The following is a 13,671-nucleotide window of genomic DNA, read 5'->3' as shown; positions in this document are numbered from 1 at the left end:
GATGAACCGGATCCTGATCGTCGAGGACGAGGAGCGCATCGCCTCCTTCGTCGAGAAAGGCCTGCGCGCGGGCGGCTTCACCACCACAGTTGTCGCGGACGGCGACACGGCCTACGAGTACGCCCTCACCGGCGGCTTCGACCTGGTCGTCCTGGACATCGGCCTGCCCGGCCGCGACGGCTTCACGGTCCTGCGCGAACTGCGCGAGGCCCGCGTGACGGTCCCGGTGATCGTGCTGACCGCCCGGGACTCCGTACGCGACACGGTGGCCGGCCTGGAGGGCGGCGCCGACGACTGGATGACCAAGCCGTTCCGCTTCGAGGAGTTGCTGGCCCGGGTGCGCCTGCGGTTGCGTACGGCCGCGCGGGCGCCCGAGGTGACGGTACTGCGGTCCGGCTCACTGACCCTGGACCTGCGCACCCGCCGGGCCCGCGCCGGGGAACGGACCGTCGATCTGACGGCCCGTGAGTTCGTGCTCCTGGAGCTGTTCCTGAGGCATCCCGGACAGGTCCTCTCCCGCGAGCAGATCCTGTCGCACGTGTGGGGCTACGACTTCGACCCCGGCTCCAACATCGTGGACGTGTACGTGCGCGCGCTGCGCCGGAAGCTGGGGGCGGAGCAGGTGGAGACGGTGCGCGGGATGGGTTACCGGCTGCCGGCGTGAAGTTCCCTTCATCCACGGCTCATCGATGGCTCACGGCACGCCTGAACGCTGGGTGTCGTGAGCCTGAACCTCCGAAATGCCGCGGTCCTGTGCGTGGCCCTGAGCATCTGCGCCCTGCTGATCGTGCCCGGCAACCTCCCCGGGCTCGGCGGTGACGCCCGGCTGACGCTCGCCGTGTTCGCGCTGGCGACCTGCGCCTGGATCGGTACACCGATCGACGACACGTACATCGCCCTGGGAGCGGGACTCGCGCTCACGGTGACCGGGGTGATCAGCAGCGAGACGCTCTTCGGCACCCTCGGCGACTCGACCGTGTGGCTGCTGATCTGCGCCTTCGTGCTCGCGGCGGCGGTGGCCCGGACGGGGCTCGCCGGGCGGGCCGCGGCCTTCCTGGTGGGCGGGACGCGCGGGGTACGGCAGTTGGTCCATCTGACCACGGCGGCGCTGGTCGTGACGGCCTTCGCGGTACCCGCCACCTCCGGCCGGGCGGCGCTCGCGCTGCCGGTGTTCCTCGCGCTCGCCAAGGTCCTGGCCGACCGAAAGCGACTGGTCGTGATGCTGGCGTTGCTGTTTCCGACCGTGATCCTTCTGTCCGCGGTGGCGACCCTGATCGGGGCGGGAGCGCATCTGATCACGGTGTCGGTGCTGTGGGAGGCGACCGGTGACCGGATCGGCTTCACGCAGTGGCTGCTGCTCGGGCTGCCGCTGGCGGTGGCGTCCTCCCATCTGGCGGCGGAGGTCGTGCTGTTGACGACGACCCGGCGCGCCGACCGCCGAAGTCCCGTACGCATCACGGCCGACGACATCCAGCGGCACAGCGAGCAGCCGGTCACCGGACCGTGGTCGCCCGCCGAGTCACGCTGTGCGCTGCTGCTCGCCACGGTGGTGATCCTGTGGTGCAGCGAGCCGCTCCACCAGGTGTCCCCGGCCGTCGTGGCGCTGATCGGCGCGGTGGTCGCGTCCTCGCCGGCCCTCGGCACCGTACGCCTCAAGGACGCCCTCAAGACCGTCCCCTGGTCGCTGCTCCTGTTCATGGCGGCGACGATGGCGATGGGCGTCGCGCTCGCGGACTCGGGAGCGGCGAAGTGGCTGGTCGACGGGTTGCCGGTCGAGGTGGAGCCCTGGGCCTTCCTCGCGTTCGTCATCGCGCTCAGCACGGGGGCCCATCTCGTGCTCCAGTCCCGCTCGGCCCGTTCGTCCGTCCTCGTTCCGCTGGTCGTCGCGGCCGCCGTGGCTGCCGGGGTCAATCCGGTGGCGGCCGCACTGGCGTCCACCGCGGCTGCGGGCTTCTGCCACACGCTCCCGGCCTCGGCGAAACCCGTCACGCTCTTCGCCGACCTGCCCGGCACACCGACCTACACCCCGCGTGACCTGCTGCGTCTGTCCGCCGTGCTGGCGCCGCTGACCGCAGCGCTCGTCCTGCTCTTCGCCCTCGCCGTGTGGCCACTGATGGGCGTGCCCGTTCTGAAGCCCTGAAGCGTCCCGAAGGAGTCCCTCGCATGCTGACCCGTGTCGCCGTCGCCCCCAGCGGCTTCAAGGAGTCCCTGTCCGCCCAGGCCGCAGCCCACGCCATCGCGGCGGGCGTACGCCGTGTCGTGCCGCACGCCGAGATCGACCTGATCCCGCTCGTGGACGGCGGCGAGGGCACGGCCCGGGCGCTCGCCTCGGCCACCGGCGGCCGCTTGGTCGCCCTGCCCGCCACCGGCCCGCTCGGTGAGACCGTCGGCACCCATTTCGCGCTCCTGGGCTCCGGATCCTCCGGCTCCAGCACCGGCTCTGGCTCCTGCTCCGGCTCCGGCTCCGTCGACACGGCGGTGGTGGAGATGGCGGCCGTCGCCGGCCTCTCCCTCGTCCCGCACGGTCTGCGCGATCCCGGCGCCACCACCACGTACGGCGTCGGCGAGTTGATCCGCGCCGCGCTCGACAAGGGCGTACAGCGCGTCCTCGTCGGCTGCGGCGACTCCGGTACCTCGGACGGGGGTGCCGGCGCGCTCCAGGCGCTCGGAGCCCGGCTGCTGGACATGGACGGCTTTGAACTTCCTCTCGGTGGACGGGAGTTGACACGCCTGAACCGCATCGATGCGACCGGCCTCGACCCCCGTCTCACCGAGGTGGAGCTGCTGGTCGCCTGCAACCCCTACAACGTGCTGTGCGGCGAACGCGGCGTGGCCCGCGTCTTCGGCCCGCAGAAGGGCGCCACCCCCGCACAGGTCGAGGAGCTGTCGGCGGGTCTGGAGAACTGGGCGTACGTCCTCACCCGCGACCTCGGCGTCACCGGCACCGATCTGTACGGCGGCCCCGGAACCGGCGCGTCCGGAGGCCTGGGCGCGGGCCTCGCCGCCCTCGGCGCCCGCCTGCTCCCCCGCTTCGACGTCCTTCTGGACCACCTCGACCTGGACGCGCGCCTGGCCCGCGCCGACCTGGTCCTCACCGCCGAGGGCGCCCTGGACCAGCAGACGCCGCGCGGCAAGATTCCGGCCGAGGTGGCCCGTCGCGCCAAGCGGCACGGGCGCCCGGTCCTCGCCCTCGCGGGCACGCTCGGCGAGGGCGCGCACGAGGTGCCGGGCGTGGACGCCTGCACCGGGATCCTGCCCGCCCCGATGGCCCTGGCCGAGGCCCTGGTCCGGGGGAGCGAGTTCCTCACCGACGCGACCGAGCGCGCCCTCAGGATGATTCTGCTGGGCGCCCGGCTACCGGTTCAGGAGGCGGCGGTTCAGGCAGTGGCCGTTCAGACGGCCGCCGTTCAGGCAGCAGCTGTTCCGACAGCGGCGCCCGCGGAAGTGTCCGGGACGCAACGCCCGTCCTCCGTACGGTAGTTCCACCGAGCGCCCTCGGTCACGAGCTCCTTGACCGCGCCCACGAACCGCTCCACGTGCTCGTCCGGCGTACCCGCGCCGAAGCTCACCCGGATCGCGTTGAGCGACTTCTCGCCGGGCGCGGCCTCGGGTGCGCCGCACTCGCCCTGGGTCTGCGGTTCGCTGCCGAGGAGGGTACGGATGAGGGGGTGGGCGCAGAAGAGGCCGTCGCGTACGCCGATGCCGTACTCGGCGGAGAGCGCGGCGGCGAAGTGCGAGCTGTTCCAGCCCTCGACGACGAAGGAGATGACACCGACACGCGGCGCGTCGTCCCCGAAGAGCGAGAGAACACGCACTTCGGGCACCTCGGCGAGCCCTTCCCGGACCTTCCGGATCAGATACCGCTCCCGCGCGACGAGGCGATCGAAGCCCTCCTCGACCAGGGCCTTGCAGGCGGAGGCGACGGCATAGGCACCGATGACGTTGGGCGACCCCGCCTCATGCCGGGCCGCGCTGTCGTGCCACTCGACCTCCACTCCCCCGTCCGCCCGACGCGCGACCTTGCGGCTGGCGCCGCCGCCCGCGAGGTACGGCTCGGCCGCACGCAGCCAGTCGGCGCGCCCGGCGAGCACGCCCGTGCCGAACGGCGCGTACAGCTTGTGCCCGGAGAAGACGACCCAGTCGACGTCCAACTCCCCTACAGACACGGGGTGATGAGGCGCGAGCTGGGCGGCGTCGAGCACGATCCGCGCACCGTGCGCGTGCGCGGCGGCGGACAGTTCGCGTACGGGCCACAGCTCGCCGGTGACGTTCGAGGCACCGGTGACGCAGACGAGGGCCGGCCCCTGCTCGCGTTCGGCGAGGGCACGCTCCAGCGTGGCGACGGCCTGCTCGGGAGTGCGCGGCGCGTCGAGGTAGGTGACGTCGGCGTTCCGCCAAGGGAGCAGCGAGGCGTGGTGCTCGGTCTCGAAGACGAAGACCTGGCAGCCGGCGGGAAGGGCGGCGGCGAGCAGATTGAGCGAGTCGGTGGTGGAGCGGGTGAAGACGACCTGGTCCCCGTCCCGGCAGTCGAGGAACTCGGCGACGGTCGTCCGCGCCTTCTCGAAGAGATCGGTGGACAGCTGGGACAGATACCCGGCCCCGCGGTGCACGCTCCCATAGTAGGGGGCGTACGCGGCGACGTCGTCCCAGACCCTCTGGAGGGCCGGGGCGCTGGCGGCGTAGTCGAGCGCGGCGTAGGTGACTTCGCCGCCGGTGACGAGGGGGACGGTGACGTCTCGGCCCAGAACGGGCAGAGGGGTACGAAGCGACTGGTCGGCGGCAGCGGTGAGGACAGACATGGCGAACTCCTGTGAGCACAGGGAAAGGGGGAAAGAGGTACGCGGAGGTGGGGCTCGACGCCCTAGCGCATTCGCTTGCTCAACAGAAGGCTCCCTCGAACGACCAGGACCCCTGGTGACGCGAGGGGTCCGCGCTTGCCGCAGACCTTGCTGCCTACGGCCTGGTCTTCACCCGGGGCACCCCGCCACGGACGGAGGGTTGCCGGACAGCCGGCCGGGGCCTTTTGGCTGTCGCTCATGACCTGGAAGCATCCTGCCACATGATCTTCGGGGCACAAGTCCGGTGTCCGAATGCCGGGACAGTACGGGGCGGTCCTGACCGGTTTGGTTCGCCCCCGCCGCCCCTACCCGTCCCATCCCTGGGGCTCCGCCCCAGACCCCGCTCCTCAAACGCCGGACGGGCTGATTTCAGCCCGTCCGGCGTTTGAGGACGAGGCCGTTCAGGCCGATACGGGGGTCTGGGGGCGCAGCCCCCAGGTACGGGATGGGACGGGTAGGGGCGGCGGGGGCGAAAGAAATCGGTCCCGCCGCCGGAGGCGTCACGCGTTCGTCGCCGCGACCCAGCGATCCAGCGTCCTCTTCGCCGCGCCGGAGTCGATGGACTCCGCCGCCTTCGCCATCCCGGTGCGGAGCTGGTCCGCGAGGGGACCAGAGCCCGGCTCCAGGGCCACCAGAGCGGCTGCCGAGTTCAGCAGCACCGCGTCACGTACCGGCCCGGGCTCCCCACCGAGCAGCCGCCGGGCGACGTCCGCGTTGTACGAGGCGTCGGCTCCACGCAGCGCCTCCGTCGACACGAGCTCGATGCCGACCTCCCGCGGATCGAAGGCCTCCTCCTGGACCTTCCCGTCCCGTACCACCCACACACGAGAGGTGGAGGTGGTGGTCAGCTCGTCGAGGCCGTCGTCGCCCCGGAAGACCAGGGACGAGTTGCCGCGCTCCGCGAGGACACCGGCCATGATGGGCGCCATCCGCGCATCGGCGACACCGATGGCCTGGGCCTTCACGCGGGCCGGGTTGGTGAGCGGGCCGAGGAAATTGAAGACCGTACGGATCCCCAACTGCCCCCGCGCGGCTCCCACATGGCGCATCGCCGGATGGAACTTCACCGCGAAACAGAAGGTGATCCCGGCCTCCTCGGCCACCTGGGCCACCCGCTGCGGCGTCAGCTCAAGATTCACCCCGAGCTTCTCCAGCACATCCGAGGCCCCGGACGCCGAGGAAGCCGCCCGGTTGCCGTGCTTGACGACCTTCGCCCCGGTACCGGCGAGGACGATCGCGGACATCGTGGAGATGTTGACCGTCTTGGCCCCGTCCCCGCCCGTACCGACGATGTCGACCGTCTGGCCCGGCACCTCGATCACCTTCGCGTGCTCGTACATCGCCCGCACGAACCCGGTGATCTCCTCGACGGTCTCCCCCTTGGCCCGCAGCGCCACCGCGAACCCGGCGATCTGCGCGTCGGTCGCCTCGCCCTGCATGATCAGGTCCATCGCCCAGGCCGTGTCGTCGGCACTCAGGTCGCGCCCGGCCAGCAGGCCGTTCAGCAGTGCGGGCCAGGAGCGGACCACCGCGGTGTCGCCTCCAGCGGGGTGCACAGCGCTCATATGCCGCTCCTGGGGTGTGGTCCCGAAAAGGGACTCCTGTTGGGATGGAAACACCCTATCCAGCCCGGGCACGGCAAAGAGCCCCGTCCGGACAATGGACGGGGCTCCAGCCGTGGCGAAACGATCGGAGATCAGTGGTGGCCGTGGCCGCTCGTGATCTCCCGGTACTCCTCGGCGGTCGGCTTGGGGATCTGGTTGTCGTCCCCGTAGTACGCCTCGCTGAGCTTGGCCCGCAGCTTCTGCGGACCCTTCACCTTGCGCTCGACACCGTTCTTGTCGACCGTCGGGCCGATCTCGGCCGGCTGGTACTGCTCGTGCGCGGTGAGCACATGCAGCTGCTCCTGGCTGAGCGGCTCATGGATCTCGATGAACTCACCGTGCGGCAGGCGCTTGATGATGCCCGACTCGCGGCCGTGCAGCACCTTGTCCTTGTCGCGGCGCTGCAGTCCGAGACAGATCCGCTTGGTGACGATGAACGCGATGACCGGTCCGGCGAAGAACCCGATCCGGACGAACCAGGTGACCGAGTTGATCGACAGATGGAAGTGCGTGGCGACGATGTCGTTGCCACCGCCGATCAGCATGATCATGTAAGCGGTGACCCAGGCGACACCGAAGGCAGTACGCGTCGGGGCGTTGCGCGGGCGGTCCAGGATGTGGTGCTCGCGCTTGTCCCCGGTGATCCAGGACTCGATGAACGGGTAGAGCGCGATGATCCCGAGGAAGAGACCGAAGACCACCAGCGGGATGAACACGCCCAGGACGAGCGTGTGCCCCCAGAGGTTGATCTCCCAGCCGGGCATGGCCCGGATCAGGCCCTCCGCGAAGCCCATGTACCAGTCAGGCTGGGCACCCGTGGACACCTGGTCCGGACGGTACGGGCCCAGTACCCAGATCGGGTTGATGGACGCGACAGCGGCCAGCATGGCGATGAAACCGAAGACCAGGAAGAAGAAGCCTCCGGCCTTGGCCATGTAGACCGGCAGCAGCGGCATGCCGACCACGTTCTTGTTCGAACGGCCGGGGCCCGCGAACTGCGTGTGCTTGTGGTAGAAGACCAGGATCAGGTGGCCGACCACGAGCCCGAGCATGATGCCCGGCAGCAGCAGGATGTGGATCGAGTAGAACCGCGCGACGAAGTCGCCGCCCGGGAACTCCCCGCCGAACAGGAACATCGAGATGTACGTGCCGACGACCGGCGTGGCCAGGATCGCGCCCTGGGTGAAGCGGACGCCGGTGCCGGAGAGCAGGTCGTCCGGGAGCGAGTAGCCGGTGAAACCGGTGAACATGCCCAGGACGAACAGCAGGAAGCCGAACATCCAGTTGATCTCACGCGGCTTGCGGAAGGCGCCGGTGAAGAAGACGCGCATCATGTGCACGAACATGCCGGCCAGGAAGATGATCGCGGCCCAGTGGTGGATCTGCCGGATGAGCAGACCCCCACGGACGTCGAAGCTGATGTCCAGCGTGGAGGCGAACGCCTCCGACATCAGCTGGCCCTGCATCGGGACGTAACTGCCGTGGTACTCCACCTCGTTCATCGACGGGTGGAAGAACAGCGTCAGGTACACACCCGTGAGGATGATGATGATGAAGCTGTAGAGGCAGATCTCCCCCAGCATGAAGGACCAGTGGTCCGGGAAGATCTTGCGCATGTTGGCCTTGGCCAGGGAGTAGATCCCCAGTCGGCCGTCGGCCCAGTCGGCGACCCGCTCGCCCGCGGGTGCCTTGCGGCGATCGTCGCTTGAAGTGCTCATCCGCGCTCCCAGAAGGCAGGACCGACGGGCTCATCGAAGTCGCCGAGCGCCTCGAGGTAGCCCTCGTCGTTCACACCGATGCGCAGCTGCGGCAGGGCGTGACCAGCGGGGCCGAAGATCACTCGGGCACCGTCGGAGAGGTCGAAGGTGGACTGGTGACAGGGGCAGAGGACGTGGTGCGTCTGCTGCTCGTACAGGGAGATCGGGCAACCGACGTGGGTGCAGATCTTCGAGTACGCCACGATGCCCTCGTAGGACCACTCGAGCTCGCGCTTGTCCTTGATGTTCTCCGGCTGCAGCCGGACGATCATCAGAGCCGACTTGGCGATCTCGTTCTGGAAATCGTGGTCGTGCTCCTCCAGGCCCTCGGGCTTGGCGAAGGTCAGTGAACCGACGGCGACGTCGGAGGGACGCAGCGGCTCGTCCGTGTTCATGTTGACGAGCAGCTTGCCCTTGCGCCACAGCGTGTGCCGCAGCTTGTCCTCCGGCAGCGGACCGAGGTCGCGCAGCAGGACGACGCCGGACAGCGGGACCAGGGTCAGCGCGCCGAACATCGTGTTGCGGATCAGCTTGCGGCGGCCGAGCGCGGACTCCTTGGCACCCTGGCGGAAGTCGTCCATGACCTTCGCCCGGACCTCGGGCTCCGCCTCGATCGCGTGCCGGTCGTCGGCGAGCTCCACGTCGGACATCAGGGTGCGGGCCCAGTGGACCGCGCCCGCGCCGATGCAGAACAGCGCCACGCCGAGGGTCATACCGAGCGCGAAGTTGAGCGCGCTGATGTGCCCGAGCGGGAAGACGTAGATCGACTTGTCGCCCGGGACCACCACGAACGAGGCGATGAAGGCGACGGTGGCCAGCATCGACAACGTGAACAGGAAGGCGACCGCGCGCTCGGACCGCCTGGCGGCCCGCTCGTCGATGTCCTGGATGCGGTGCTCGTGCGGCGGCAGTCCCGGGTCCGCGAACGGATCCCTCTGGCCCGGGACGGCTACCGCGCCGTGCTCGTTGTCGTCGGCGCCCTGCTCAGCGGGCAGGTTCTCTTCTGGGGTGTCTTGGCTACTCATGACTTCTTGGCCTTTGCGGTCCGGGCGGCGACCCACACGGCGACGGCGATCAGTCCGCCGAGACCGAAGATCCAGCCGAACAGGCCCTCACTGACCGGCCCGAGGCCGCCCAGCTCAAGACCGCCGGGGCTCTCCGACTTGTCGCTGTTGACCGCGTCGAGGTACGCGATGATGTCCTTCTTGTTCTTCTCCGTCAGCGTCGTGTCGGGGAAGGACGGCATGTTCTGCGGGCCGGTCTGCATGGCCTCGTAGATGTGCTTGGGGTCGACGTCTTCCAGCGTCGGGGCGTACTTTCCGGTCGTCAGCGCGCCGCCCTTGCCGGTGAAGTTGTGGCACTGCGCGCAGTTGGTACGGAAGAGCTCACCGCCCTCGGCGATGTCCGCGCCCTCGGGGTTGTACTGGTTCTCGGTCGGCACGGAGGGACCGGCACCGAGCGAGGCGATGTACGCCGCGAGCTGGTCGATCTCGGCCTGCGAGTAGATGTTCTTCTTCTTCGGCACCTGAGCGCCGGGCTGCTGCGCCGGCATACGGCCGGTGGCGACCTGGAAGTCGACGGCCGCGGCGCCCACACCCACCAGGCTCGGCCCGTCAGTGGTGCCCTGACCGCCGGTGCCGTGGCAACTGGCGCACCCCACGGCGTAGAGCTTCTTGCCCTCGTCGATGGCGAGGGACTGGGCGGTCTCATCGGCCTTGGCCTTGTCCGCGGGCGCGAACAGGGTGTACAGCCCCCCGGTGGCCGCCAGCGCGATGAGTAGGACGACGACCGCCGCCAGCGGATGGCGTCGTCGTGCGGAGAGCTTTTTCACGGATTACCCCGGTGTCAGGATCTTCTGCGTCGGTGCTTCTGGAATGTGCGCGGGAGCGGGCCCGGCTACTTGATCATGTAGATCGTGGCGAAGAGGCCGATCCAGACGACATCGACGAAGTGCCAGTAGTAGGACACGACGATGGCGGCGGTCGCTTGCTCATGCGTGAACCTGCGGGCCGCGTAGGTGCGCCCGAGGACCAGCAGGAAGGCGATGAGACCACCCGTCACGTGCAGGCCGTGGAAGCCGGTGGTCAGGTAGAACACCGAGCCGTAGGGGTCGGACGAGAGCGAGAGGCCCTCGTGCTTGACCAGCTCCGTGTACTCGAAGACCTGACCGCCGATGAAGATCGCACCCATGACGAAGGTGACGATGAACCAGCCCCGGAGCTTCTTCACGTCACCGCGCTCGGCGGCGAACACGCCGAGCTGGCAGGTGAGGGAGGAAAGCACCAGGATCGTGGTGTTGGCCGCGGAGAACGGGAAGTTCAGGCTGGACGCCATTTCCTTCCAGTGATCCGGCCCGGTCACCGATCGCAGGGTGAAGTACATCGCGAAGAGGGCCGCGAAGAACATCAGCTCGGAACTCAACCAAATGATGGTTCCGACGCTGGTGAGGTTCGGCCGATTGACCGACGGGTGCGCGTGCCCGGTTTCTACTGTCGTTGCTGTCGCCACGCCGACATTATGTCGGTCGCTTATCCCGCCCTCACTCCCGGGGGTCCCGTTCGGAGTGTCCGTGGGGTGTGCCCTGCTCATACGGCCTGTCGAAGCCCTGTCGGAACGGGTGTGGATCAGGTGGTTGAGGGAGTAGCATCCGCGCATCGGTCCATGTCCGTACGACGGCAGAACTCAACGTCTCGGAGGAACAATGCAGCCGACCGCCACGGTGCTGGTCTACAGCGACGACTCCAACACCCGGGAGCAGGTACGGCTCGCCACCGGCCGCAGGCCGGCCGGTGACGTTCCCCAGGTCGAGTTCGTCGAGTGCGCGACGCCCGCGGCGGTGGTGCGCGAGCTGGACAAGGGTGGGATCGACGTCTGCGTGCTGGACGGCGAGGCCGTGCCCATGGGCGGCATGGGAGTGTGCCGCCAGATCAAGGACGAGATTTTCAACTGCCCGCCCGTCCTGCTGCTCATCGGCCGGCCCCAGGACGCGTGGCTCGCCACCTGGAGCCGTGCGGACGCGGCGGTGACCCTGCCGGTGGAGCCGGTGGAGTTCGCCTCGGCGCTGGCCTCCTTGCTGCGGCGTAGGGCTGCCGCCCTGAGCGCCTGAGGGCTCGGTAGGGGCTCGGCCGGCCCCCTCGCTTCTGAAGGGCAGGGGGCTCGCCTCAGACGGACTCTGGGCGCAGGCGGGCCCGGTCCGCCGGATTCGGGCCGTCCGGGGTCGCGGGGATCAGGGCGCTTCCCTTGCGCCAGTTCTGCCAGGTGAGGTTCCAGTCCCCGAAGCCGTTGCCGAACGACTCCATCACGTTGCCGTTCGAATTGATCACCTTGACGACGTCGCCGGGGCGAACGGCCTCGAAGAACCACTCGGCGTTCGCGGTGCTCATACCGGTGCAGCCGTGGCTGACGTTGGCGGACCCCTGGGATCCGGTGGACCAGGGCGCGGCGTGCACGTACTCGCCGCTCCAGGTCACTCGGGTCGCGTAGTACACGGGCAGGTCGTACGACTCCGAGCTGCCCTCGGCTATCCCGATGCTGGTTCCGCGCATCCGTACGAAGTACTCCTTGGCCAGCACGACCTTGACTCCGTTGCGGGTCTCGAAGCCGGGCTTGCCGGTGGTGACGGGGATCTCCTTGATCACCTCGCCGTTCTTGTAGACCGACATCGTGTGCGACGCGGCGTCCGTCACGGCCTCGACGCGGTCGCCCGTGGTGATCTTCAGGGGCTTCGCCTTGCCGCCCCAGAGCCGCTCGGCGACCCGGACGCCGGCGAGGTCGCTGTACGCCCGGATGGTGGCGTGCGTGGGCCAGTACTCCATGGGGCGGTAGTGCAGGGTCTTTTCGTCCACCCAGTGCCAGCCGCCCGACACGGCGGGCGTCGACTCGACCTTGAGTGCGCGTTCGACGACGGCACGGGCGGCCCTGTCCTTGACGGGGGCACTGAGTTCAGCCGTGACGGGCTGGCCCACGCCGTACTTGCCCGCCTCGGGGCCGAACTTCACGTTGAGCAACTTCTTCTTGGCGGGCCTGCTGGTGTCGAAGGCGAGGACCTTGCGGCCGGGAGCCCCGTCTTCGTTCTCCGTGCTCACCCGCACGGTGTAGCGGTCGCCCGCGGCGAGCGGCGAGGTGTTGTGCCACTGGCCGCCGTCGGCGGAGAGTTCGCCTCTCACATAGCGTCCCGCCGCGTCCGTGACCGTCACGTCGGTGATGCGCCCGTCGGAGTCCCGGGCGGTTATCTCCAGGGGCTTGTCGGGGTTGACCTTCTTGCCGTCGTCCACCGGGGCGTTGAAGGAGATCTGTCCGGCCGCGTCGTACGGTGTGGCCGAGAGGGGGTGGCCGTCGGAGCTGCAGGCCGTGACGCCCGCGCCGAGCGCTACCACCAAGAGGGTGCAACTGACGACCGTGCGGTTTCGCGGTGAGTAGCTCATGACCTCAACGTAGGAACGCCCACCGCCCCCGGCGCGGCGAGTGACCCATGCGGGTGACACGAGCGGGGCAAACGAGGGAACCCGGACCCTCCTGTCGGAGTGTCCGGGTTCCCGTGCGCTCAGCGCGTGTTATTGGGTGCGGTTCTCACCGCGGTAGTACTCGAAGACCCAGCCCCACAGGCCGATCATGATGATCGGGGCCGAGAAGTAGAGCAGCCACCAGCCGAAGACGACGCCCATGAAGGCGAGCGCGCCGCCGATGCCGAGGGAGAGCGGCTGCCAGCTGTGCGGGCTGAAGAAGCCGACCTCACCGGCGTCGTCCGCGACGTCGGCCTCCTTGTTGTCCTGGGCGCCCACGTCGACCCGCCGGGCCGTGAAGGCCAGGTAGTAGCCGATCATGATGCTCAGGCCGAAGGCCAGGAAGAGCGCCGTGGTGCCGGCCGGCTCCTTCGACCACACGCCGTAGACGATCGCCATGGCGAGGATGAAGACGGACAGCCAGATGAACATCTTGCCCTGGATCTTCACTTGCCGGCCTCCTTGCCACCAGCGAGGGACTTCTCACCGTGCGGGACGTTCTCGAGCTGGTCGAGCGCCGCGATCTCCGGGTGGTGCAGGTCGAACGCCGGGGATTCGCTGCGGATACGCGGCATGGTGAGGAAGTTGTGCCGCGGCGGCGGGCAGGACGTCGCCCACTCCAGCGAACGGCCGTAGCCCCACGGGTCGTCGACCTCGACCTTCTTGCCGTACTTGGCGGTCTTCCACACGTTGTAGAAGAACGGCAGGATCGACAGGCCCAGGACGAACGAGCTGATCGTCGAGATCGTGTTCAGCGCGGTGAAGCCGTCGGCGGCGAGGTAGTCCGCGTAACGACGCGGCATACCCTCGGCACCCAGCCAGTGCTGGACGAGGAAGGTGCCGTGGAAGCCGATGAACAGCGTCCAGAAGGTGATCTTGCCGAGTCGTTCGTCGAGCATCTTGCCCGTCATCTTCGGCCACCAGAAGTGGAAGCCGGAGAACATCGCGAACACCACGGTGCCGAACACCA

Annotated in this window: 13 protein-coding genes and 1 riboswitch; of the genes, 4 read left to right on the top strand and 9 right to left on the bottom strand. The window is 69.0% G+C overall.

Features of this window, described 5'->3' with window-relative positions; genetic code table 11:
- Position 1: 1 nt before the first annotated feature.
- From FE633_RS36820 to FE633_RS36810, 3 genes are read left to right on the top strand one after another with little or no spacing between them, the layout of a single operon-like run.
- Positions 2 to 664, top strand: coding sequence for a response regulator transcription factor (locus tag FE633_RS36820; RefSeq protein ID WP_138049508.1), 663 nt, complete (start codon positions 2 to 4; stop codon positions 662 to 664).
- A 57-nt stretch (positions 665 to 721) separates the two neighbouring features.
- On the top strand, positions 722 to 2,140 hold the full coding sequence (locus FE633_RS36815; RefSeq protein WP_171060277.1) for an SLC13 family permease: 1,419 nt from the start codon (positions 722 to 724) through the stop codon (positions 2,138 to 2,140).
- A 23-nt stretch (positions 2,141 to 2,163) separates the two neighbouring features.
- The gene (locus FE633_RS36810) at positions 2,164 to 3,480 is read left to right on the top strand and encodes a glycerate kinase family protein (RefSeq protein ID WP_138049507.1); all 1,317 of its coding nucleotides are present in this window, start codon (positions 2,164 to 2,166) and stop codon (positions 3,478 to 3,480) included.
- Here the strand turns inward: FE633_RS36810 and FE633_RS36805 are convergent.
- From FE633_RS36805 to ctaE, 6 genes are all read right to left on the bottom strand, one after another.
- Complete coding sequence (locus tag FE633_RS36805) at positions 3,408 to 4,799, bottom strand: aminotransferase class V-fold PLP-dependent enzyme (protein WP_138049506.1); 1,392 nt, start codon at positions 4,797 to 4,799, stop codon at positions 3,408 to 3,410. The genes FE633_RS36810 and FE633_RS36805 overlap by 73 nt on opposite strands.
- Before the next feature lie 126 nt (positions 4,800 to 4,925).
- Positions 4,926 to 5,042, bottom strand: a riboswitch (SAM riboswitch).
- 296 nt (positions 5,043 to 5,338) lie between these two features.
- Positions 5,339 to 6,403, bottom strand: a complete 1,065-nt coding sequence (trpD, locus tag FE633_RS36800; protein ID WP_138049505.1) for an anthranilate phosphoribosyltransferase — start codon at positions 6,401 to 6,403, stop codon at positions 5,339 to 5,341.
- 131 nt (positions 6,404 to 6,534) lie between these two features.
- Complete coding sequence (gene qcrB, locus FE633_RS36795; RefSeq protein WP_138049504.1) at positions 6,535 to 8,160, bottom strand: cytochrome bc1 complex cytochrome b subunit; 1,626 nt, start codon at positions 8,158 to 8,160, stop codon at positions 6,535 to 6,537.
- Positions 8,157 to 9,224, bottom strand: a complete 1,068-nt coding sequence (gene qcrA / locus FE633_RS36790) for a cytochrome bc1 complex Rieske iron-sulfur subunit (protein ID WP_138049503.1) — start codon at positions 9,222 to 9,224, stop codon at positions 8,157 to 8,159. The genes qcrB and qcrA overlap by 4 nt, the downstream gene beginning before the upstream one ends.
- Entirely contained in the window at positions 9,221 to 10,030 is an 810-nt protein-coding gene (qcrC, locus tag FE633_RS36785) for a cytochrome bc1 complex diheme cytochrome c subunit (protein WP_138049502.1), read from the bottom strand. The genes qcrA and qcrC overlap by 4 nt, the downstream gene beginning before the upstream one ends.
- A 65-nt stretch (positions 10,031 to 10,095) precedes the next feature.
- On the bottom strand, positions 10,096 to 10,707 hold the full coding sequence (gene ctaE / locus FE633_RS36780) for an aa3-type cytochrome oxidase subunit III (protein ID WP_138049501.1): 612 nt from the start codon (positions 10,705 to 10,707) through the stop codon (positions 10,096 to 10,098).
- A 193-nt stretch (positions 10,708 to 10,900) separates the two neighbouring features.
- Between ctaE and FE633_RS36775 the strand changes: the two genes are divergently transcribed.
- Positions 10,901 to 11,305, top strand: coding sequence for a response regulator (locus tag FE633_RS36775; protein ID WP_138049500.1), 405 nt, complete (start codon positions 10,901 to 10,903; stop codon positions 11,303 to 11,305).
- Between the two features lie 55 nt (positions 11,306 to 11,360).
- On the opposite strand, the gene FE633_RS36770 is transcribed toward FE633_RS36775, so the two are convergent.
- The 3 genes from FE633_RS36770 to FE633_RS36760 all read right to left on the bottom strand — a co-directional run.
- Positions 11,361 to 12,623, bottom strand: a complete 1,263-nt coding sequence (locus FE633_RS36770; protein ID WP_138049499.1) for a L,D-transpeptidase — start codon at positions 12,621 to 12,623, stop codon at positions 11,361 to 11,363.
- Between the two features lie 129 nt (positions 12,624 to 12,752).
- Positions 12,753 to 13,151 carry a cytochrome c oxidase subunit 4 gene (locus FE633_RS36765; RefSeq protein WP_119102976.1) on the bottom strand — a complete coding sequence of 133 codons (399 nt, stop codon included), beginning with the start codon at positions 13,149 to 13,151 and terminating at the stop codon, positions 12,753 to 12,755.
- A partial coding sequence (locus FE633_RS36760) for a cbb3-type cytochrome c oxidase subunit I (RefSeq protein WP_171060276.1) occupies positions 13,148 to 13,671 on the bottom strand: 524 nt, incomplete at its 5' end. The genes FE633_RS36765 and FE633_RS36760, both read right to left, overlap by 4 nt.

This window comes from Streptomyces montanus, assembly GCF_005786655.1.
GTDB classification, from domain to species: domain Bacteria; phylum Actinomycetota; class Actinomycetes; order Streptomycetales; family Streptomycetaceae; genus Streptomyces; species Streptomyces sporangiiformans.
This window is presented reverse-complemented; position numbering and strand designations above follow the sequence as displayed.